22 protein-coding genes are annotated in these 22,235 nt (G+C 32.6%); 13 read left to right on the forward strand and 9 right to left on the reverse strand.

Features of this window, described 5'->3' with window-relative positions; translation table 11 throughout:
- Positions 1-204: 204 nt before the first annotated feature.
- Positions 205-822 carry a hypothetical protein gene (locus tag K8N75_RS10905; RefSeq protein WP_223792083.1) on the reverse strand — a complete coding sequence of 206 codons (618 nt, stop codon included), beginning with the start codon at positions 820-822 and terminating at the stop codon, positions 205-207.
- A 212-nt stretch (positions 823-1,034) separates the two neighbouring features.
- On the opposite strand from K8N75_RS10905, the gene K8N75_RS10910 reads away from it, so the two are divergent.
- The 8 genes from K8N75_RS10910 to cofH all read left to right on the forward strand — a co-directional run bounded on the left by K8N75_RS10910 (position 1,035) and on the right by cofH (position 9,598).
- The gene (locus K8N75_RS10910) at positions 1,035-1,574 is read left to right on the forward strand and encodes a class I SAM-dependent methyltransferase (RefSeq protein ID WP_223792084.1); all 540 of its coding nucleotides are present in this window, start codon (positions 1,035-1,037) and stop codon (positions 1,572-1,574) included.
- Between the two features lie 12 nt (positions 1,575-1,586).
- The gene (locus tag K8N75_RS10915) at positions 1,587-2,387 is read left to right on the forward strand and encodes a 2-amino-3,7-dideoxy-D-threo-hept-6-ulosonate synthase (protein ID WP_223792085.1); all 801 of its coding nucleotides are present in this window, start codon (positions 1,587-1,589) and stop codon (positions 2,385-2,387) included.
- Positions 2,388-2,446: 59 nt separating this feature from the next.
- Positions 2,447-3,571 (forward strand): 3-dehydroquinate synthase II, encoded by a 1,125-nt coding sequence (locus K8N75_RS10920; protein WP_223792086.1) that lies wholly within the window; start codon positions 2,447-2,449, stop codon positions 3,569-3,571.
- A 15-nt stretch (positions 3,572-3,586) separates the two neighbouring features.
- Positions 3,587-4,528 carry an HPr kinase/phosphorylase gene (locus K8N75_RS10925; protein WP_223792087.1) on the forward strand — a complete coding sequence of 314 codons (942 nt, stop codon included), beginning with the start codon at positions 3,587-3,589 and terminating at the stop codon, positions 4,526-4,528.
- 4 nt (positions 4,529-4,532) lie between these two features.
- Complete coding sequence (thpR, locus tag K8N75_RS10930; RefSeq protein ID WP_223792088.1) at positions 4,533-5,081, forward strand: RNA 2',3'-cyclic phosphodiesterase; 549 nt, start codon at positions 4,533-4,535, stop codon at positions 5,079-5,081.
- A 114-nt stretch (positions 5,082-5,195) separates the two neighbouring features.
- A complete protein-coding gene (gene cca, locus K8N75_RS10935) occupies positions 5,196-6,581 on the forward strand; it encodes a CCA tRNA nucleotidyltransferase (protein WP_223792089.1) in 1,386 nt (461 codons plus the stop codon).
- Positions 6,582-7,279: 698 nt separating this feature from the next.
- Positions 7,280-8,272, forward strand: coding sequence for a pseudomurein-binding repeat-containing protein (locus K8N75_RS10940; RefSeq protein WP_223792090.1), 993 nt, complete (start codon positions 7,280-7,282; stop codon positions 8,270-8,272).
- A gap of 282 nt (positions 8,273-8,554) precedes the next feature.
- Positions 8,555-9,598 carry a 5-amino-6-(D-ribitylamino)uracil--L-tyrosine 4-hydroxyphenyl transferase CofH gene (gene cofH / locus K8N75_RS10945; protein ID WP_223792091.1) on the forward strand — a complete coding sequence of 348 codons (1,044 nt, stop codon included), beginning with the start codon at positions 8,555-8,557 and terminating at the stop codon, positions 9,596-9,598.
- A 128-nt stretch (positions 9,599-9,726) separates the two neighbouring features.
- Here the strand turns inward: cofH and K8N75_RS10950 are convergent, their stop codons facing one another.
- From K8N75_RS10950 to K8N75_RS10965, 4 genes are all read right to left on the reverse strand, one after another.
- The gene (locus K8N75_RS10950) at positions 9,727-9,954 is read right to left on the reverse strand and encodes a hypothetical protein (protein WP_223792092.1); all 228 of its coding nucleotides are present in this window, start codon (positions 9,952-9,954) and stop codon (positions 9,727-9,729) included.
- A 75-nt stretch (positions 9,955-10,029) separates the two neighbouring features.
- Positions 10,030-11,004 (reverse strand): DNA primase catalytic subunit PriS, encoded by a 975-nt coding sequence (gene priS, locus K8N75_RS10955; RefSeq protein WP_223792093.1) that lies wholly within the window; start codon positions 11,002-11,004, stop codon positions 10,030-10,032.
- Between the two features lie 84 nt (positions 11,005-11,088).
- Positions 11,089-12,396 carry a DNA primase gene (locus K8N75_RS10960; protein WP_223792094.1) on the reverse strand — a complete coding sequence of 436 codons (1,308 nt, stop codon included), beginning with the start codon at positions 12,394-12,396 and terminating at the stop codon, positions 11,089-11,091.
- A gap of 189 nt (positions 12,397-12,585) precedes the next feature.
- Complete coding sequence (locus K8N75_RS10965) at positions 12,586-13,419, reverse strand: DUF4013 domain-containing protein (RefSeq protein ID WP_223792095.1); 834 nt, start codon at positions 13,417-13,419, stop codon at positions 12,586-12,588.
- Positions 13,420-13,639: 220 nt separating this feature from the next.
- Between K8N75_RS10965 and K8N75_RS10970 the strand changes: the two genes are divergently transcribed.
- From K8N75_RS10970 to K8N75_RS10990, 5 genes are all read left to right on the forward strand, one after another.
- Positions 13,640-13,795, forward strand: a complete 156-nt coding sequence (locus tag K8N75_RS10970; RefSeq protein WP_223792096.1) for a hypothetical protein — start codon at positions 13,640-13,642, stop codon at positions 13,793-13,795.
- A gap of 164 nt (positions 13,796-13,959) precedes the next feature.
- On the forward strand, positions 13,960-14,142 hold the full coding sequence (locus tag K8N75_RS10975; protein ID WP_223792097.1) for a hypothetical protein: 183 nt from the start codon (positions 13,960-13,962) through the stop codon (positions 14,140-14,142).
- A gap of 333 nt (positions 14,143-14,475) precedes the next feature.
- On the forward strand, positions 14,476-16,452 hold the full coding sequence (metG, locus tag K8N75_RS10980) for a methionine--tRNA ligase (protein ID WP_223792098.1): 1,977 nt from the start codon (positions 14,476-14,478) through the stop codon (positions 16,450-16,452).
- Positions 16,449-18,020: a DUF530 domain-containing protein gene (locus tag K8N75_RS10985; protein WP_223792099.1), complete on the forward strand. Its 1,572-nt coding sequence runs from the start codon at positions 16,449-16,451 to the stop codon at positions 18,018-18,020. Before metG ends, K8N75_RS10985 begins: the two co-directional genes overlap by 4 nt.
- A gap of 16 nt (positions 18,021-18,036) precedes the next feature.
- Entirely contained in the window at positions 18,037-18,495 is a 459-nt protein-coding gene (locus tag K8N75_RS10990) for a helix-turn-helix domain-containing protein (RefSeq protein ID WP_223792100.1), read from the forward strand.
- A gap of 38 nt (positions 18,496-18,533) precedes the next feature.
- On the opposite strand, the gene K8N75_RS10995 is transcribed toward K8N75_RS10990, so the two are convergent.
- The 4 genes from K8N75_RS10995 to K8N75_RS11010 all read right to left on the reverse strand — a co-directional run bounded on the left by K8N75_RS10995 (position 18,534) and on the right by K8N75_RS11010 (position 22,235).
- Positions 18,534-19,469, reverse strand: a complete 936-nt coding sequence (locus tag K8N75_RS10995) for a tetratricopeptide repeat protein (RefSeq protein ID WP_223792101.1) — start codon at positions 19,467-19,469, stop codon at positions 18,534-18,536.
- Positions 19,470-19,575: 106 nt separating this feature from the next.
- Positions 19,576-20,304, reverse strand: coding sequence for an RAD55 family ATPase (locus tag K8N75_RS11000; protein WP_223792102.1), 729 nt, complete (start codon positions 20,302-20,304; stop codon positions 19,576-19,578).
- 51 nt (positions 20,305-20,355) lie between these two features.
- Entirely contained in the window at positions 20,356-21,057 is a 702-nt protein-coding gene (locus tag K8N75_RS11005) for an RAD55 family ATPase (RefSeq protein WP_223792103.1), read from the reverse strand.
- 2 nt (positions 21,058-21,059) lie between these two features.
- Positions 21,060-22,235, reverse strand: a complete 1,176-nt coding sequence (locus K8N75_RS11010; RefSeq protein WP_223792104.1) for an ATPase domain-containing protein — start codon at positions 22,233-22,235, stop codon at positions 21,060-21,062.

Genomic DNA, 22,235 nt, shown 5'->3' on the forward strand with positions numbered 1-22,235 from the left:
TTAGTGATCATACTTAATAATATAAATTTATATTTACATAAATTTTATTACAAAATTCTAGAATTATATAAAAAAAGTAATATATAGAAATTTAAAAGTTGGTGTCTTACTAGTTTTGTTATTAATTTTTTAGTTATACAAATTGATGTTGCAACGTTTTTTAGTCCATTTCCATGAATTTTAAGTATGATATGAAATTGGGATCTATTGTCTGTGTTTGATCTTCACATATTCTTCCAATGCCCTTGAAACAAAGTAACAAACAACAACTACAACCACAACTATTGTGAAATATAATATGGAATTCATTGGTTGTAATGTAGGAATGTGAATACTTCCTAAGGTTATCATAGGTACAAATATTAGGTAAACTGTTACGAATGCACCGGTAATTGCTTTTCTTATCTCACCCGAGTTATATGGAGATGTTCCTGACATGTAGTTTACAATAAGGAGTATTCCAAAGAAGGTTACAATTCCAATACCTATGAAAATCCATTCTAATGATATTCCAAGTACCATTGTTATTAAGGGCAGTATTATAAGATCGATGATTCCAATTGCAGCTATCATTTTTAGGGAATTTATCCACATTCTGGGTCTGGCATTTGAAACTTGTCTGGAAAGATTTTTATTTTCTCTATCTGTCTTTTTTTTATCTTTATCCAGCCAATCAACTTTTTTTTGAAGTTCTTCGTTTTCCTTTTCAAGTTTGATAATTTTGGCCCAGTCAAGATCTCTGATATCTGTGATTAGCTCTTCTTTCTCCCTTTGAAGTTTTTCAAGCTCAGTTTGTAGTTCCTTTTTATCAGAATCATCCATATTTAACACCCCTTAAAATTTTAGTGATAATAATTCTATTAGTATTAATTCTTATTTAATTGTTAATTAATATTATGGGTTTTTTTACTTATTTAAATTTTATTTTTTATTTATTTTTCATTCCAACCAAGAATCAATACCCTCATATTTTTGTCAAGGGTTTTAAGTGTGATAATCCAAGTTTTAATATGGTCGAGGTTTAGGTTAAAAATATGATAAAAGTACTATACGATATCAAAGTTTATAGGCAAGTTCTAAGAGATATAATAAAGATAGATGATGTAGTGGTTGAGCTTGGATGCCATGTAGGTAATTCAACAAGGATCATTGGTGATCTTTCCATAGATGGACAAATAATAGCCCTTGATAATAGCCCGGAATCTGTTAATGAAATGAAATCAGTAACAGAAGAATATCCCAGTGTTCAATTTATTAAGGCCGATGTAAGGCTTCATGAAACACTGGAAGAGGTGGCAAAAAAAATTGAAAAAATTGGTAAATGCGATGTATTATCCGTTGATCTAGGTGGAGGTTACCATCCAGATACAACATTCAAGGTATTTTTCATTTGGTCATCAACTTTAAAACCTCGTGATACTATAATAAGAAATAGAGGACTTTTAGATTTTATACATTCAGCTTCAACAGACGAGTTGATAAAATCCGAATTTGGATGGCTTGAATCGTCTGGAAACGATGGAATACCACCAAGGTTGAAGGAGTTCAAACTTTGGTCTTCAAAAATAAGATAGGGAGGGTGTTTTATGATAGGCAAAAGGATCAGGATCGAAAGGATATTAAATAGAAAAACAGGTCGATGTGTCATAGTTCCAATGGACCATGGTGTATCAATTGGACCAGTTCCAGGAATCACAGATATGGCCGCAGCTATAGACGAAGTTGCAAGTGGCGGTGCAAACGCAGTTATTGAACATAAAGGAATGGTAGGGAAAGGTCACAGAGGATACGGTAATGATATTGGATTAATAATACACCTCTCAGCAAGCACATCACTAGGACCAGACCCAGACCAGAAGGTGCTTGTAACCAGCGTTGAAAAGGCATTGAAAATGGGAGCAGATGCTGTATCGGTACATGTGAATATTGGCTCTGAAAAGGAACCAGAAATGTTGGAGCAGCTAGGAACAATATCAGAAACATGTGATGATTGGGGAATGCCACTCATAGCAATGATGTACCCACGGGGTAAAAACATCAAAGATGAACACTCCGGAGAAGTTGTTAAACTGGCTGCAAGGGCAGGAGCAGAGTTAGGTGCAGATATCATCAAGACCAATTACACAGGCCATCCCGACACTTTCAAAGAAGTGGTAGATGGATGTCCAGTACCAGTTGTAATAGCAGGTGGTCCAATGGTAGAAACAGACAGACAACTCCTAGAAATGGTGAAAAACAGTGTTGATGTTGGAGGAGCTGGAGTAGCAATTGGTAGAAACATATTCCAGGCACCATCACCAAGAAAAACAACCAGGGCAATATCAGAAATTGTACACAACAACATGGAAGTTGACGAAGCCCTCAAGATCCTCAACGGAACAAGTTAAAATAAGTTTATTAAATATAATTAAAATTCATAATATCGATTATCTGGATGGTACAACCAATGAAATTTGCATGGATTATGGCAGAAGGAAAAAATTGGGATACAAAAAAGCAGTATATTACAACAGCCCTTGAATCGGGAATTAATCATATTGTTGATTTCACAGACACAGAAAGGATAAAAAAACTTGGAAACCTTACACTTGTCTCGGATTTAGATAGTTCAGACATAATCCTTGTTGGAAGAAATGCAGAAGGTGATGGAACCCTGACAATTCCAATGGATCTGACTGAATCAAAGGATTTAGAAACAATATCCAGTTTAAAAAGAAAGAGTAAAACTGTAGCTGCATACGTTGAGATCTCGAGCAAAAAACATGAAGAATTAGCAGTAAAACTTGGAAAAGTTGCAGATTATTTGATCCTGCTTGGAAAAGATTGGACAGTGATACCACTTGAGAATATTATTGCAGATCTACAAGGGGACAATGTAAAGATAATAGCATCTGTTAAAAACTTTGATGAAGCTAAACTTGCACTTGAAACACTGGAATATGGTACAGATGGTGTACTGTTAAACCCAAATGAGATATCTCAGATAAAGAAAGTTGCAGAATTCCTTGAAAAGATAGATTCTGAAAACTACTCACTGGTACCTGCAACTATTACACGTGTTGAACCAGTTGGTTCCGGTGACAGAGTGTGTGTTGACACTTGTTCAATGATGAAAGTTGGAGAGGGTATGCTAATAGGATCCTATTCCAAGGGACTCTTTTTAGTTCATAGTGAATCATTGGAAAGTGAATATGTTGCATCAAGGCCTTTCAGGGTTAACGCAGGCCCAGTTCATGCATATATAATGACTCCAGGTAATAAAACTAGATATCTCTCTGAAATTGAAACAGGAGATGAAATTTTAACTGTTGATAATGAAGGAAATACTAAAACAACGGTTGTAGGCCGTGTTAAAATCGAGAAACGTCCATTAATGCTTGTAGAAGCCGAATATGAAGGATTTATCATTAGAACTCTTCTTCAAAATGCAGAAACAATAAGGCTTGTACAGGAAAATGGAAAACCAAAATCTGTTGCTGAATTGAAAATTGGTGATAAAGTTATGGTTTACCTTGATAAAAGTGCAAGACACTTTGGAATGGCAATTGAAGAAACTATTATAGAAAAATAACAGGAGTTAATCCATATGTCAGGATACCAAGTTGAAATAATCAGCCCTCAAGAAAAGGATGACATGTTCAACAAACTCGTGGCAGATGTGAGATACGAGAGAAAGGCCAATATACATGGTGCTTGTGTAAAACTTTTAACAGACAATCTCGACTTTAAAGAGGAATGGCAAGACAACTTCAAATTTATGAACGAAGATATTAGACCTCATGCAAAGGTATTCTCCGTTGAAGATGGTAATGATCTAAGAGTAATGTACGAACCAATATCAAATACATGTATAATAAAGAACTGTGACTACTATGGCTGGATAAAAAGCATTGCACTTGCAGCAATATCTGATTTTTTCGAGGAATACCATTCTGAACATAGAAGATATTCTGTTCATGGTTCTGCAGTTGACTATAATGGACATGCAATTGCAATTATAGGACCTCCTGGAACTGGTAAAACAACACTTACATATGGACTCTTACAAAACCATGACTTCAACTATATTTCAGATGATTGGTTTTTTACAAGACTATTTAAAAATGGAAATGTTATTTATTCCTCAGAAAAGAATTCATACATACGTGATGATATAGTTAACGTCTGGAAATCTTTTTCTACAGAACTTAATAAAGTTAAACTTGATATACGAGGCAGAGGTATTGCCGATGTAAACACATTATTTGAGGGACGTTCAAGGGAGAGTTCAACTTTAAAAACAGTGGTACTTCTTGAAAGAGATAGAAATCATCCTCCCTTTTTAAAGCTTAATATTGATGAAGCCCTGGATTTTATGGTTGTTAAAGATTTCTGCAATCCACACCAGATGATTAGAAATGATAGAAAGTTCAAGATCAGGAAAAATTTTTTCAAGGAAGTTTTCAGTAAACATGATGTATATCTATTAAACACAATTGAAACTCCCAATGAAAGTCTTAAAAGAATAAAGGATCTTGCAATAAGGTGATAAAATGAGAGCATTCATGGCAGTTGAAGTAAATACAAAACTTGTGGATACAATAATGGAAGTCCAAAAGGTATTAGCCGAGGCAAATGCACAAATAAAATTTGTTGAACCTGAAAACCTGCATTTCACCTTCAAATTCCTGGGAGATATCACCCCACAAAAGGCAGAATCAATTTTAAACATGGTAGAAAGCCAGGCAGAAAATTATGAGCCATTCAATATAAAAATCAAAGGTATTGGTGCATTTCCAAACCTGGGATATATAAAGGTACTATGGTTGGGTGTTGAAGAGCCAGATACATTTTCCAAAATGCAAGAGGATTTTGATCAAGAATTTGTTAAAATGGGATTTAATAAAGAGAGAAGTTATATTCCTCACCTTACCATTGGTCGTGTTAAGGGAGTACAAAACAAAGAACTTCTTTCAAACATTGTAAAAGAACTTGATGATATAGACATTGGAAGTATGAAAGTTGATAGAATAGTACTTAAAGAAAGCGATCTCACACCAGTTGGACCTATATACACTGATTTAAAGGAGATATTCCTCTAGATATCTGCCTATATTTACACTAATTATATTTAAGAAATATTAATCATAACTCATGAATTATAAATCTAAATTTTTATTTATAACCATTATATTTTAATTCAAAGGTGACACAGTTTGCAGAAATTAAATTATAAAAATATTTTAAGAGAAATAAAACCTTCAAAACAAGAAAATGAGAAGGTAAAAAAACTTTCAAAACGTATGGTAGAAGTGATTAATGAATGTGCAGCAAGTATGGATGTAAAAGCAGATGCAATGCTTGTCGGTTCCGTTGCCAAAGGTACATGGTTAGCTGGTAATGCAGATATAGATATATTAATAAAATTCCCACTTGACACAGATGAAAAATATCTAAAGGAATATGGACTTAAAATTGGTCATGAATCCATCAAAAAAATGGAAGGTAAATCAGAAGAACGTTACGCATCACATCCCTATGTAACAGGTTATATTGAGGGTTATTATGTAGATTTTGTTCCATGTTACAATATTAAGAATTCAGATGAACTTAAATCAGCAGTTGATAGGACTTTGCTACACACAGAATATATAAAATCCAATTTAACACTTAAACAGCAAGATGAAGTTGTTCTCCTTAAAAAATTCATGGAATCTGTTGGAACCTATGGATCAGAATTTAAAGTAGGTGGTTTTGCCGGATACCTCTGTGAAATGCTTATTTTAAATTATGGAAACTTCACAGAAACACTTAAAAATGCAGCTCGAAACTGGAACTGTGGTTTCTCATTTGATCTTGAAGAATATGGAACATCCAACTTATTTAAGGATCCTTTGGTTGCAATTGACCCTGTTGACAAAAATAGAAATGTAGCTGCGGCACTGACACTCCAAAAAATGTCAGAGTTTATAGTAGCATCAGAAAACTTTATTTCAAACCCTTCTGAGGAATACTTTACAAGTAAAGATATCATAACTGATCCATTGAAAATCACGGACCAGTTCAATTTACGAGGAACAAAAACATTTCTAATAATCTTTAAACCGCCAAATATACCTGCAGATGCAATTTATCCACAGATTAAAAAAACTGAAAATAGCATTGTAAGGGTTGCTGAATCTGAAGGATTCTCAGTATTTGGAAGTGAATCATGGACAGATGAAAAAGAAGTTGTACTGATATTACTTGAATTTGAGACATGGGACCTTCCAAGAATAAAAAAACATCTTGGTCCCCATATATGGATCCGGGAACATCAGGAAAGATTTCTAGAAAAGCACGGCTCCAATGCATGGGTAGAAGGAGACAGATGGGTTGTTGTTGTTGAAAGGGATTATGTAAATGCAGAAACACTTCTATCAGATCTTATGACTGGAAAAAAATCAGGGTATTTAAAGTTTGGAAAACATCTTAAAAAGAAGATCATGAACGAACATAAAATTATGGATTTAAAGATATTTTTAGTATCAGATAATATTGAAGGAAATGTTCTAGAATTCTTATATCATTATTTAAATAACGGAGAACTCCTTTTTAGATAAAAATCTAATAAAAAGAGTATTAATTAATTATTATAGATTATATTTGGATTTATTTCCCCTATACTGAATATGGTTAGAAGAATAAATGAAATTTGAGCTGAAGATGACTTAAAACCATATTCTGTATTAGGGTGTGAAGTTATTTTTGGATGATATATTTTTTTCTAACTAAGAATATATATCCTTATTTTGGATATTGGATTAGCAATTATCTATTTTTTTTCTTTCCATATGTTTTTTACCGGTTATACCAATTTTAGATGACATTTTTTATCTCCAAATAGATTTATTTACGAATGTAAAATATTTGAAATTTATATTTTAAGTTAATCTAAAAATTTAGGTGAGCCTAAACTTATCTTAGGTATACCTACATTTTTTTTAACGTATATACTTTGCTATCTATTTAATTATAAACAGAATAAAAATAATTTCTAAGTTTATTACATATCAATCGAATAATTATCCAGAAAAAATTACTATTAATAACTCATTTGATTGATGAACCTCTAAATTTTAATCCTCTTAGTAAAATAAATAATAATTCAATACATATGATCCAAAAAAACAGATTAGAGCACTAATAAACTTTTTTTAACCTAATTTAACAGTAATTCCAAATAGCAACACTTATATATAAATTATGATGAATATTATGTGTCAAAGACCGTTGTTTATTTATTCCGGGGGTTAAAACAGTGGGTTATATTAATAAAAGAAAGTTTTTCACGATTTTATCGCTGTTATTATTGATGCTTGTATTAAGTATGACTTCAATTAGTGCTGCGAGCCTAAATTCATCAAATATATCTGTTAAAATATATTCAACAAGTGTAGCTACTCACACATCCTCATCAAATACCAAATCTGTAGCAGTAACAGCACCAACCATTAGTTTATCTTTAACTCAAATTAATGAAGGTTTATCAAGAGTTAAAACATTCTATAACTCTTATCACAGACTTCCAAATTATATTACCTTTGGAACATCCAAGTTAACTATGGCACAGTTCCAACAGAATATAACTTCAAAAGGACAACTAGTTGGAGGTTTGTCATTGATTCAGATTAATGATGGCATACCAAGAATTCAGACATTCTATAACACTAATCATAGACTTCCAAATTATGTTACATATGGAACTACCAATATACCAATATCAAAATTTAAACTAATAATGGCCATAAATGGATCAATAATAAATTTAAATCGTTTATTAGCCTTTAAACCGATATATATCACGAGTGATAATATTAGAAATGTCAAAATTGACAACGAAAGAGTAACAAATATAATTAATGGGTTAAATGCATTAGGATTAAAAGCATATAATATGGGTTTAGGTCCAAATTATCATATCGAAGTTCTTCAATCAAGCCAAGTACCAAAAAATGCACTTATTATAGATATATATGGTGGTGCAGATGCAGGTGTCCTGTATGAAATGGGCACAGCATGGTATAAATCTATAAAAGGAACAAGATCTGTTTTCACAGTTTTCTGGCCACCAAGTAAAGTTATTACAGGTTTAGACTTTTTAGAAAGGGCACATGATGATAACTACAGTCCACCATCATTCACAGGTCTAACTCATCCTGACCAGTATCTACAACAAAATGGTTACAGATATATGTACTCTGATGTCATTAGCACAATTGTAAATTCTATTTTCTACGAAGCAACACATTAGAAAACTGAATTAATATAAAATCTATAAATTTAGATTTTTTCTTTTTTTTGCGGATAAATCAAGTTAATCAACCCTAATTTCTTTTAAACTATAATAATAGTCCTAAAATATCAAAGCTTACATCAAATTTACAATAACCTTAATTAGATGGATATATTATAGTTTTTATATAATTATCGTTAACAGAATAAGTTTCTTTTAAGAAGAATAATTTTAAATGGAAATAATTTTAAGTAACTACAGAATAATGATAAACACATCTAAATTGTAGGGAGATCTATCATGGATGATATTTACGAAAATTCTCTTGAAGGGAATATAACAAAAAAAGATGCTTTAAAACTGATTGATTCAAATCCATTTGAATTATTCAATATTGCAGACAGGTTAAGACAGGAAATAGTTGGAGATAATGTCACATTTGTATCCAACAAGGCTATAGATATCACAGACCACTGCATGATCAAATGTGAATTCTGTTCATTTAGGGATCATCTTGGATATGAAATGACTGTTGAAGAAATATTGGAAAGTGTTGAAGATTCACAAACAATAGGTGCAACAGAGATATGTCTCTTTGGGGGAATAATGCCCCATATGACAGTTGATTATTATGGAGAGATAATAAAAGCCATAAAAACTAAATACAATATAAAATTGCATGCACTTTCACCTGTTGAGATATACCAAACAGCAAAAAATTCTGAAATGACCACATTTGAAGCTTTAGAAATTCTCAAAAAGGCAGGTATGGACACCATGACAGGTGCATCCGCAGAGATACTTGTTGATTCAGTGAGAAAGCAAATATGTCCAAATAAAGTATCAACAGCAGAATGGGTGAAAATAATTAAAGAAGCCCATAGTCTGGATATCCCTACAACTTCCACAATAATGTACGGTAGTGTTGAAACATGGGAGGATCGAATTGATCATCTAATGATACTTCGAGATATTCAACGTGAAACAAATGGATTCACAGAACTGGTGCCATTAACCTTTCTAGGACTCAACAATAACCTTGGTCAAAAATCGATTGGTGCTAGTGGTATGGACGATCTGAAAATACATGCAATTTCCAGGGTAATATTTGGCTGGGACATGCCCAACATCCAAGTTTCATGGGTAAAACTTGGTATCAGAACTTCCCAGATAGCACTCTGTTGTGGAGCCAACGATCTAGGAGGCACAATGATGGAAGATAAGATTTCAGTTGCAGCAGGTGCATCTCATGGTGAGTATCTACCACGTGATGGAATGATAAAAATAATAGAAGCTATTGGACGCCATCCTGTAGAAAGAAACACTGTTTATGAGTATATTTAATTAAATTATAACATTGCTCCTAAAAACTTGCCAGTTCTGGCATCAACCTTTGAAACAACAATGGGCTGACCATAATTTTTAAGTCCCGAATCATTATCATATAATGTAATCAGGTAATATGGATTCTGTCAATTCTGTATTAAAGTAACACCATATCGTACTTCACCAAAGGCAGGTATATTTGAATTGGCTATGGAAATAGCTTCACTAGGGTTTATAATGTTAGAATTAGTGGATAGTTTGTTGGTGGTTATTAATGATGGATATTTTACAAGGGTGTTATTAGAATTGAATGTGAATCCAATAACAGCAAAGATCATTATCACAATTATAAGTAATTTTACTCTATTATCCAATAAAAATCACCATTACCAATTTTATAAAGATCATTATTGATCAATCATATTATCCATATAAATAGGATTTTTTTACTATCTCTCGTAAACAAATTTGGGAACTGCATCATCGAATGGATCAAAGGTTTCTATATTTTTAACCTCGGTACACTTCATACTCACCATTGAATGCAGAGAGGAAGGAAGTCTCAAAATCCTTTTAAGGTCAATGGAAACTTTAGCATCTACCAAGCTCATATTCATAGATGCAATCCCTTTTATAACCTTTCTGTATCGTTGAGGGCCGATTTTATTCTTGAACATACCCCAATTATCAAGCTCAATAAGTTGCCTGTGTTTTAGAACGTCTTTAAGCAGTTTTTTATTCACCTCATCTAGTTCAGAATTTTCATTTAAATGAAGAATTGCATATTTAACACGCTTAGTGAAAACATTAGGATATCCAAAAGGAATCACAAAATGTTCATAGGATACCTTTTCAAAGTCTAAACTATACTCATTTTCCGGTACATCAGCACCAACAAGGTATTTGACAATCTGTGACCTTACATCAGTGTTAACACTCATCACATCATTGTCTAAAACCCTGATATGATATCCCCTTCCAGAGTATACAACATGTATATTTTGAAGACCTAAATCCCCTTTCAGTGTATCTATTATACCTAAAACTATTTCACGAGCTTCGTTTAAACAGATTTCACATACACCTTCACATTCACAGGTTCTTACAGGTATATCCTTTGCATCCACATCAAAAACAAGCTCAGCTTTTGTCCATCTATCCCTTCTTCTAGGTTTATCATAGAATGCAACAGAACAATATGCAGCAAAAGGAGTTCTGACCTTTAAAAAACGTTTGAGTAAATCAGGAGTTCTGAAAACTTTATACCTATCGTTAGGGCCCCTTCCAACATGATCAAAACCGAACTCTCTTTCCTGTATTGATTGGATTATGTATTCAGGAACCTGTTTAATATTCCATTCTTCCCTATAATATCTTTTCCTCTCTTCGGGACTTGCTGGAGTTAAATATTCGATTTTTACCATCTCTTATTTCCTTTTTTATATTTTTAAATTAAAGTTTGAAGAATTAAATCCGTTAATATTGTTCAACATGATAAAATGGTCATTTTAATCCTTAATATCCTCTTCAACAGCTGATTCAGCTTTTGATTCTTTTTTAACAACCCAAATTTTCCTGTTATAATAGGAAAGGGGGTTTCCAATTTTTTTACAGGTTTCATCGGGTTTGCATAAACTTGGTAGATGTATTTTAACCTTCTCACAACTCATGGGTGTGTACCATGTTGTTTCACCTTCATTTTTAAGTTCAGGGTTTTGGTGCATACCAAATCCAAGTTTTGCATTTAAATTGACCTTATCTTGAGGCTGGTCTTCAAACAATGGTGGACTACATCTTTCTGCAGCTCCAAATATTAAAGGGAGTATTTCGTTTTGAATAATGGAAAGTGTTGGATCTACATCAGAAATCTGTTTTGTTATGTTTTCACTGAAAACAGCAGGATATAAACGTGCATATGATATAAATGGTGTTAAAAACATAATTATGGCATCGTTCCGCCCTCCAGATTTCATACCTTCCATAACCTTTTTAACACAAGGAGGGAATGCTTTAGGGTTCAAAGCAGATGCCTTTACACTTCCACCATAACCGCCACTGCCTTGTCCGAATGTCTGTACAGATGCTAACAGTACCTCAGAAATTTTATCGGCTAATTCCAGAAGTATGGGGTTGGGTTCTATTTCTCTATTGGATCTTTCACCCACCTGCCGAATATAATTCTCTGTATTCTGCATCACCATCTTGATCATTACCAGTTCCTTGATCCTGTCTCCTATGAGTGCTTCATACATTTTTTCTGGTTTTCTGCCCTGAATTTTATGGCTAAATCTTTCAAGAAAATCATCCTTGTCAAGAATTATTTCCCCACTATCAAGAATGAGTTCGTGCAACTTAAGTTTCTTTGAACTGATAAGATCTTCAAAAAAAGTCCATTTAATATGTGCAGAACTTAAAAGACTGTTTAGTATGTTAGTTACAAGTACATTCCTTTCTATTTTTGAAAGTTTACCCAGACGATTTTCAATGAGTTTTCCCTGTGATTCAACCAGAACTCTACTTTCCCGAGAATTTGGACCATATTTTACTCCTATAGCCTGACATAATAGGAAAAATGCAATTACATCAAATTTATTGATATCTGGATTGAATAGAAAATCGTACTGTTTGTGATCAAAATTTCTATCATTCTTTTTCTTGGCATACCATTCAATTCGTTTTAGTGCAAGATCAAAGTAACTTCGTGGAATAAATGAATCATCAGATATTTCCTGTGATCTGCTTTCGGTAACAATACTCATTAAATCATCATTTTCAGATAATACACCATCAAACTCTCCAAGCTCGCGAACTATCATTTTTCCTTCATCAGAGAGCGGATTTATAAATGCTACAGAAACCATGATAATCATATGCACTTTAAATATAAAATAGGTTATGAGAGCAGTGGATAAATAATAAATTCAAATTCATATTTAAACTGCCACTTTCATTGGAAATACAATAAAATATTTGTAATATTTGTAATTCCAAAAAAGGCTGTCTTTTTACTCCATCATGTAAAATAATGCTAATGTCCGTGCATAGAACATATAAAAATATGGAATCAAGGTTAGAGATAGTATAGTTGATATTAATATGAAATTCAGGAAACTACCTATGAATGCTATTATATTTGATACAAACATGAAGATCAAAAATATAATTCCAGTTACAATATACCATTTAATTAAATTAATCCATCCAATGTCTGAGATTTCTTCAATTATCTCCTTTATTCTGAATGCTGATCTTAATTCACCTTCATAGTATGCCATATGTGCAATTGCAACTAAAAAGATTGGAATAATCAAAAGCAAAATACATATAAAAATTATGGAATATTCCTGGAATAAATTTAATGTTATTACTATAATATTTTCTATCCCAGGCAAGGTTTCTGAAACCAGATACACTGCAGGATTAATTCCAGTACTTTCTAAACTCGTGTATGCCATTCCAAGGATAGATAAATCAAATCCGGTAAATAATAGTAGTATAAGAAGTATTATAATTAAAATTGGGACAACTAAATATACAATGGAAACTAAAAATACTTTCATTCCATCAATTAACATGTTAGTCCATGCATTGAATTCAGGCGGTTTATTTTCTTCATTTAAAGAAGTTTTTATGATTTTAAACATATACCCATTTACAAAAAGTCCAGTTATGAATCCAACACAAATTAATGGAAATAGCACATAATTGCTTGTATAACCTAGTGAAATTGCATTTCCGATTATGCTACTTACCCATACTATTATTCCTAATATTAAAATATTCTTCCAGTCTGTGAAAGGATATCGTAATGAATCTTTTATTATTCCTGATATATCCATAATTTGCCTCTTTTTTCATTAAATATTTTATAATTTAATATATGGGATTATTTAATATAAATTAGTGTTTTGATTTTATAGGGACATCACATTCTATAATTTTTTGTCAAATTAATTATTTAATCAAAGTTAAGACATATAATAACCCAATTCATAGACTAAGATGTCAATATTAAAAAGTGATAAAATTTATTATATTCAATAAGAAGGGGATCAATACATGAATCAATTTGAACTATTTATTATTCTAGATAAAGCTAAAACTGTACCCCTAGAGAAAGCGGAAATACAAGAATTAAGTCAAACATCTGAAATACAGGAAATAATGAATCAACTAGGTTTAGTACCAGGACCTGTTGATATTGTGAGACTGTAAAATCAATAATTGAAGATCTTAAGAAACATTATGAATAGGGGAGTAATGTTGAAAGGATAATAAATTCAATATAATTATTGGAAATTAACTTGAATAAAATAATAACCTAAAGTTAAAAAAAATAACTATTAGTCAATATTCTAAACAGAGATGGAGAAAATAGAATGGCCATTTATTATGGAACTAGTATAGTAATTATAATTGAAAATTTAGAAGGCGACGATGTAAAGGTTCAACATGAAAATGTAATCGAAGAAGTCCCTATTATTGAACTGGAAGCTGACGGTGGAATTGAAGAGATACGAGATGCGATTAGAAATTTACAATGGACAAAAATAGATGAATAATTGATGAAATAATTATTAAAAAAAATGATTTGAAAAAGAATTACTCATAACTATTAGTAGCCTAGATTGTTCTTATATTAAATTAATTCCATACTTTGTATAGAATTATTTAAGAAATTATAAATATTTTTTATGAATAGAAAAATATCCATGTTCACAAACTCAAATATTTTATATAGGGAATATTATAAACCATTTATTGTATATATCACATCTATTATAGAGTCTAATTCATAGAGTAGATTTTTAATTTAAATTTTAACTTTAAAGTTAGATAACCTTATATATCCAACTTTTAATTCATATAAGTCTTTAAAATAAGGAGGAATAAGATTGAGTAAGGTATTTATCACATCTGCACTTCCATATGCAAATGGTCCATGTCACTTAGGGCATCTGAGATCAACATACATACCTGCAGATATATATGCAAGGTACAATAGGATGAAAGGAAGGGACGTGCTCTTCGTATGTGCAACAGATGAGCATGGAACACCCATAGCAGTCAGAGCAGAGCAAGAAGGAAAGCAGCCTATAGAAGTTGCAGGTAGATACTATGAGATGATAAAAAAGGATCTTGATGCTTGTAGTATATCACTGGATAACTTCTCAAGAACAACAGATCCAAAACATTATGAAATATCACAGAACTTCTTTTTAAAACTCTATGAAAAGGGTTATATCTATGAAAAAATTATTAAACAACCTTACTGTAAAGAATGTGCGAGATTCCTCCCTGACAGATATGTGGAAGGTAAATGTCCAAATTGTGGTGGTGAAGCAAGGGGAGATCATTGCGAAACATGTGGAAGACATCTGGAACCAACACAGGTAATTGAACCAACATGTCTTATCTGTAAATCAACACCAGAGATTCGTGAATCCAAACAATATTTCTTTGAACTAAGTAAATTCCAAGATGAACTCAATGAATGGATCCAATCTAATGACCAGCTTCCACCAAACGTTAAAAATTATGCTCTTCAATGGTTGAAAGAAGGGCTAAAGGACTGGATACTCACAAGAGATATGGAATGGGGAATACCTGTACCTCTTGAAGATGCTGAGGGTAAAATTATATATGTATGGGGAGAAGCATTCCTTGGATATATATCATCGGCTGCTCAATGGTCGGAAAAAACTGGTAAACCTTGGGAAGATTACTGGAATGACAAAGCCGTCCATTTCATTGGTAAAGATATAATTTACCATCACAGCATATTTTGGCCCGCACTTTTAATGGCCTACGGATGTAAACTTCCATATACCATAATTGCAGGGGAATATCTGTCCCTTGAAGGTATGAAGATGTCAACAAGTAAAAACTGGGTAATATGGGCATCCGATTTTCTTGAAACATTCGATTCAGATACACTCAGATATTATTTAATTGCCAATGCACCGCTAACACGTGATACAGACTTCTCATGGGAAGACTTCCAGAGAAGGGTTAATGATGAACTGGCAGATGTGCTTGGAAACTTCCTTCACAGAACATTCACATTCACTACACGCTTTTTTGATGGAAAAATACCAGAACCATCAGATTTTGATGAATATGATAAAGAATTTGAATCCAAGATAAAGGCCCTTCCAGAAATTGTTGGGAATTACATTGAAAAATTCAAATTCAGGGAAGGTTTAATAGAAATTACTAAACTTGCCAAATATGGAAACAAATATTTCAACGATAAAGAACCTTGGAAAACTGTCAAAACAGATAAAAAAACAGCTGGAAACTGTTTATATCTTTCAAATCAGCTTGCAAAAACCATGGCAGTTACACTTATTCCATACATGCCCGTTAAGACACTGGAAATATTCAAAACATTAAATATGAACAGTGATATTAACTGGGATAATGCCGCAGATTTTATCCCCTCCGGTCATGAATTAGGTGAAGCTAATCCCATCTTCTTAAAGGTCGAAGATGATGTTATTAAAAATGAAAAACAAGAACTTTACAAAAATTTAAAGGATGTTGAAACTATGAAGGATGAAATTTCTATTGATGATTTTGCAGCTATGGATCTAAGGGTTGGAAAGGTTGTAGGTGCAGAGAATGTAAAAAAATCAGATAATCTCTTAAAACTCATGGTAGATATTGGTGAAAAGCAGCTACAAGTTGTTGCAGGTGTTGCAAAGAAATACTCACCAGAAGAAGTTTTAAACAGAACTGTTATTGTACTGGTCAATCTACCGCCTGCAAAACTTTTTGGAATAAAATCTGAAGGTATGCTACTTGCAACCGACAACAACATGAGTCTTTTAACTGTTGAAGATGCTGACATCGGTGAAAAAATAAAATGAATGAATCTGTTTTAATTGCCAATGCCGAAAGATTCCTTGACGGAATAAGACACAACTGGGTTAAAGCCGAAGAAATCAGTGATTTTAAAAGTTTCATAAAGATATACCAATATCTTAAAAAAAATCTTGAAGATCTCTTGGAATTAAGAGACACAATGGAGATTAAAGGATATAAAACACCTTACAGATCTCTTATGAAGTACGGGCGCACACCCAAGTCAGAGATGAAAGTCGAAGATATCTATGATGTGAACAAACACACCCAGTACTTTAGAATGAATGCTGCAGCCAAAAAAAATATTTTAGACAGGGTAAAATCTGCAATTGCCTCCCATAAAATAGCTATAGGTCATCTGGAAGAATATGCAAACTTGAGTTGTAATGCATGCAGTAGTAAATTCACAGGGCATGAACTCGCAAATTTCTTAGATGGAAGCTGCAGCTGTGGTTCAAGTGAAATTCAGCTTGAAATAAATCACCAGGGAGTTCACAGACTGGAAATAATTAAATATCTCCCATTATCTGGAGAATACATGGTAAAAATGTCTGAATTATCTCCAATGGGAAGGGATGCATTTAGAAAGATAGTGAGAATTCTTAAACATGAAAAGAGGGGAATTGTAAAAACACTATCATTAGTTGTCAAGGTTTTTGAAGATGGCAGATGGGTTAGAAAAAGAGTTAACATCGATGCCAAGGATCAAATGAATTATGAACGTGAAATACGTCGAGAATATGGTTCAAATGCCCGTATAGAATTTATGCAGTTTCATCGTAAAAAACCATCCATAATAAATGATAAACATGTGCAAACTGCACTATCAATTGGATATGTCAAACTAGCAGAAAAAAGAGCAAGAGACGTTTTCAAACTTATTCTTGATAATAACATTAAAAATAAGGATAAACTTCAAACATATGATGAAATACATGTAAATGCTAAAAAAATGGCAACTAAAATGGTTGAAGACGTTGGGGATTTGGAACATATAAAAAATGAATTGGTACAGGAAAACCTTATTAAAGAAGGACTTGTGAATAAGAGGGGAACCTACGATAAAGAACTTGAACATGACCTAAAATCACGGAAAAACCTAGAAAAAAACCTTTTTGTTGAAGTACCACGTGTTATGATTTTATGGGACATATTGAAATGTTATCTTTCAACAAGCTATGATCGAAGGAGTAAATATTCTGGACCATTCCCTAATCTGCGCCCAAACCTTGACAGCAACCAGATCAGGGCATTTGAAGATTTTGACCAAGATGTTGTAAATATATTAAAAAAATTCATGCATGAAAACATAGAATATATGCCGAACATTAAAAATTTACTCTCAAAGAAATTTGAAATGGAAAATAAAATGAAAGGACTACATGTTAAGACTAATTCTAATGCTGCAGGTGCGGTTCTTCTAAACACAACAGGTAAACTTCCAATCGAAGTAGCTGCGCATGTTTTCTGTGTTGATCCAGAAGTTGTTAGGGTAGAAAGGAATAAATTTGAAACCTTTGGAAAACCCCAGACTAAGAAAGCAAAGCAATTCCTTGAAATGATAAAGGGATAAAAGGGGTTGAATTTTTTTGGCCGAAGAAATACACATTAACGAACAACTATCTTCACGTAAGATCATGGAAGTCTTGGATAGTAACCCTGATCTTGTAAAGATAACATGTCCTGTTAGTATTTACAACAGAATATCAAAGAAGTACATGAAAGCACTGCATGAACTTGGTGTTAAAGTTGAACCCGTTCATAGAAGGGGCAGACCCAAGAAATATGATTCCAACGATGCAACCAGAATCCAAAACATGCTGGATAATGGTGAAAGTCCCAAAGACATAGCAAAAAAGCTGAACCTCCCTGTTAAAACAATCTATTATCTTAAAAATTCTAGCCTTAAAAGAGGTAGAAAAGTTAAATATACTCCAGAAAAAGCTAAAGAAGTAAAAAGATTATATAGTAAAGGAATTCCTGCCAAAAAAATATCAGAAAATCTTAAAATACCATTAAGAACTGTTTATTTATTAATTAAACGTTAATTTTTTTTTAACTTTAATTTTATTACAAAATCCCAATTTTAATCTTCGTATATGGCATTCATCAACCTAATGGCAATATTTTCCCCTAGAAGATCTTTGGAATCTCTAAATAATTTAATGGACTTTCTAAAGTTAGAATTCACCATATCCATATCGTCGGTCATGTAGTATGCTGTTCCAATTAAAAGCCTTGCTGCTGCCTCTCCAGCTTCATCATCAATTTCTTGGAAATATTCTTGTGATTTCTTAAAATAGTTAAGTGCAGCATTGGTTTTAGATTCTTTAAGTGAAACATTGCCCATTATAAGTAATAGAGTTGCCTTTCCACTGGTATCACCTATCTCACTGGACATTTCATATGCATTTTTAAGTTCTTTCATTGGATCTTCAGATTTTAAATATGAACTATAGGAGTCTGCACCTTTCAACATTCCAATGACTTCTTTCACATTATCACTGATTTTGTTGTAGTCTGATGAGGGCATCTCATCACCCGGGACAGTTGAAGGTGTTTCAATACTAGGCTCTTGAATATTATATCTTGTCTCATTTATCCCAGCCGTTTTCAAGACTTCTAAATCTTTGATCTTATCTTTTACTTCTTCATTATTATCCGAATTAATTTCAGAGTATAGTTGATATGCATCCCTGTAATTTTCCAAAGCCTTAGGAATTTTTTTATTGTATCTATTGATATCTCCCATAATATCTAGAACAAGGGCTTGTTTTCCAACATCTTCCAATTCATCATACATTTCAAGTGCTTTTTTAAGATGCTTCATTGATTCCTTAATATTTTCATCCTCGAAATAGATGGTTGCAATATTTATCAATATTTCAGCTTCAGCATCTTTGTATTCATTTAAAATTTCAATGTAATCTTCAATAGTATATTTAGGTTCTGTTTTTTCTTCTTTGGAATTTCCGCCAGAAAACCTATCAAAAACACCTGTTAAGAGAAGCATTTGTTTCATATTTTTTTCTCCAAGTATTTGTATCAAATTTTTTATTTACATACAATTTTAAATATTCATTGAGATTATTTACCGAATATTAACCTGCCATTTTTCATTTAATTCTTTAAGATGGGGTTTTCCTGTTAATTACTATGCCTTTGTCTGTGATTGTATAGGTTGATTCAAATTTATCGATTAAATTTTCTTGATTATGGGTTTCAATTGAAATAGAATCTCCATCTAATCTTATTGTATTATCAAAAAGTGATAAAAGTTTTTTTTCAGTTTCTGGATCTGCCGCACTTTCTGTATAGGCTATGAGTCCTGTTCCTCCAGCTTCACTGATACGTCTAAGGTAGGCATTTATAACCCTTATAACCATCTGATCAGGGTTGAATGCAAGCATTGTGTTAAGAGAGTCAAGTATAGATCTGAAGTTTTCAGATTTTTTGTAAACAAATCTAGATCCTATACCAACTTTAACCATAATATCTGCAGGGTTACCAACAGATGAAGATTTTATATTGTTGGTATTTTCTAACTTTGCACCCGATAGCTGTGAAATACCATCAATAATATATATGGTCTGGTTTTGGATATAACTCTGGATATACCACTCAAAATCCATCATATTTGATTTCATTTGTTTTAACCCCTGATCTAATGTCAAATAAATACAAGCTTCTCCATTTAATAGCCCATGATATGCAAATTGGTTGCAAAATATTGATTTACCAGTTTTAGGAGGACCATATACTAAAGTTGTTGATCTCTCAGGAATTCCCCCAATACTACTTTTTGATACTGTTAGTTTATCAAATCCGGGAATACCTGATTCAATGGTTGGAATCATAAAACTCACTTTCCATTAATTTTAGAGGGGAATCTTAATAATACTATAATGTCATAACACAATTCCTTTTTCAGTTATTTTGTAGGGTGAAATTCTCTTTCCAACTCCTTTCATAGCCTCAACAGTTAACTCATCGTAATCTAATCTTATTATATTGTCTACAATGGATTTGAGCATAGTTTCAACTATCCTGTCCGCTGAATCTTCGGTGTATGTGATTATGGAAGTTCCACCTGCTTCGTAGATCCTCATTAAATATGCTTTTAATACGCGTATTATCAGTTTATTATCGTTGTATGCTAGGAGTGTTGTTGATGAATCTAGTACAGACCTGAATCTTGGATTATTTTTATAGACAAAATGTATACCAGAACCAACCTTGACCATGATATCGGTTGGATTGTTGATGTAAGAAGGTATAATTGATTTAGATCTTCTTTGATTTTCATTTGAAATCTCCGATATTGTATCGATTATGTAAAAGCTTTCATCATTAAGATATTTTTCAACAGGCAACTGGAAATCATTCATATTGATTTCTAATTGTTTAGCACCTTGATCTGTTGTAATATAAAGACAAGGTTCTCCATTTAAAAGTCCTTTGTATGTGAATTGATTGGTGAAAATTGTTTTCCCAGTCTTTGCAGGTCCATAAATTAAAGTAGCGGTATTCTCGGGGATTCCTCCTATTCCATTTTCAGATTTGGTTAACTCATCAAATCCAGGAATTCCAGATTCTATAAAGGGGATCATTCTTATTCACCATATAATATTTTTAATAGTGTATCAAGCGCTTCTTCAACACCTGTGTTTTCAGTTACAACGGTGGGAATTATAGGAATGCTATTATCAAGTTTCATTCTTTCTCTAATTTGTTCAGGGGTTAGAGCACCGGGTAAATCCTGTTTATTTGCTACAATAATTTTAGGGATTGCCTCTGCTTGGGTTTTATTTATCATTTCCTTTGCCCTTGCAAATGTTTGAGGTGCACTGGAATCTATTAATATAAATGCTCCAACAGCTTCTTTGGCCAGAATATCAAGCATAAGGTCAAAACGTTCCTGTCCTGGAGTTCCAAATATATCTGCTATGAATCCATCGTGATCAACGTGTCCAATATCCATAGCAATTGTAGTTGAAAACTTTTCTAAAGCCATTTTATCAACAGAAACAGATTCTATTGATATAGATTTTACAAAACTTGATTTTCCAGAGTTGTATGGTCCTGTGACAAGTATCTTGGGAATATATATTTTCACACCACCGGGTTGAAGTACAAAAAAGAGTACCATGTTCTTTTGGGGTTCAGTCCAAGATGCACTAGTAACCATAAAGCCCTGGCCAATAATTACACGTTCTTCTATACTTGTTAAACTAACTGTACAGTCAACAGAATTGGTTAATGTATTGATCAATTCGGATGGGTAATCCCATTTGGTAAAAATATACACTAAAATAGCTTTTTTTTCCTTGGCACGTTTGTTCCATCTGCCGATTATATTAATGACTTTGTCTTCATCAATATAATCAATTAACGTTGATAAATTATTTATAACTCCGACACCGTTGGGTATATCATCAATTGCTTTGAGTACCATTTCTTCTATCTGGGAAAATTCATCTATGGAATATTTACCCATGGGAGGGACTCCCATGAGTTTTGAACATCCATCAACAAAGAAAACTCTTTTTTCATCTAAGAATTTTTCAAGGTTCCATCCATACCTGTTGAATTCATATACTATATTCGATGGTTCAGTAACATTTGTACAAATAAAACCATTATATCCATCTTCAACTATCCCGTTTAAAATCTGGTAGCCAAATGCTTCACATTCAACCCCGGGTACTGCACAGAAAATAATAGATGATCCAACAGGGATTCCCCCTCCAATAAATGAATCCAGTTTAGGGATGTGTGTTTTTTTCAT

It is taken from the genome of Methanobacterium spitsbergense (assembly GCF_019931065.1).
Classification (GTDB): domain Archaea; phylum Methanobacteriota; class Methanobacteria; order Methanobacteriales; family Methanobacteriaceae; genus Methanobacterium_B; species Methanobacterium_B spitsbergense.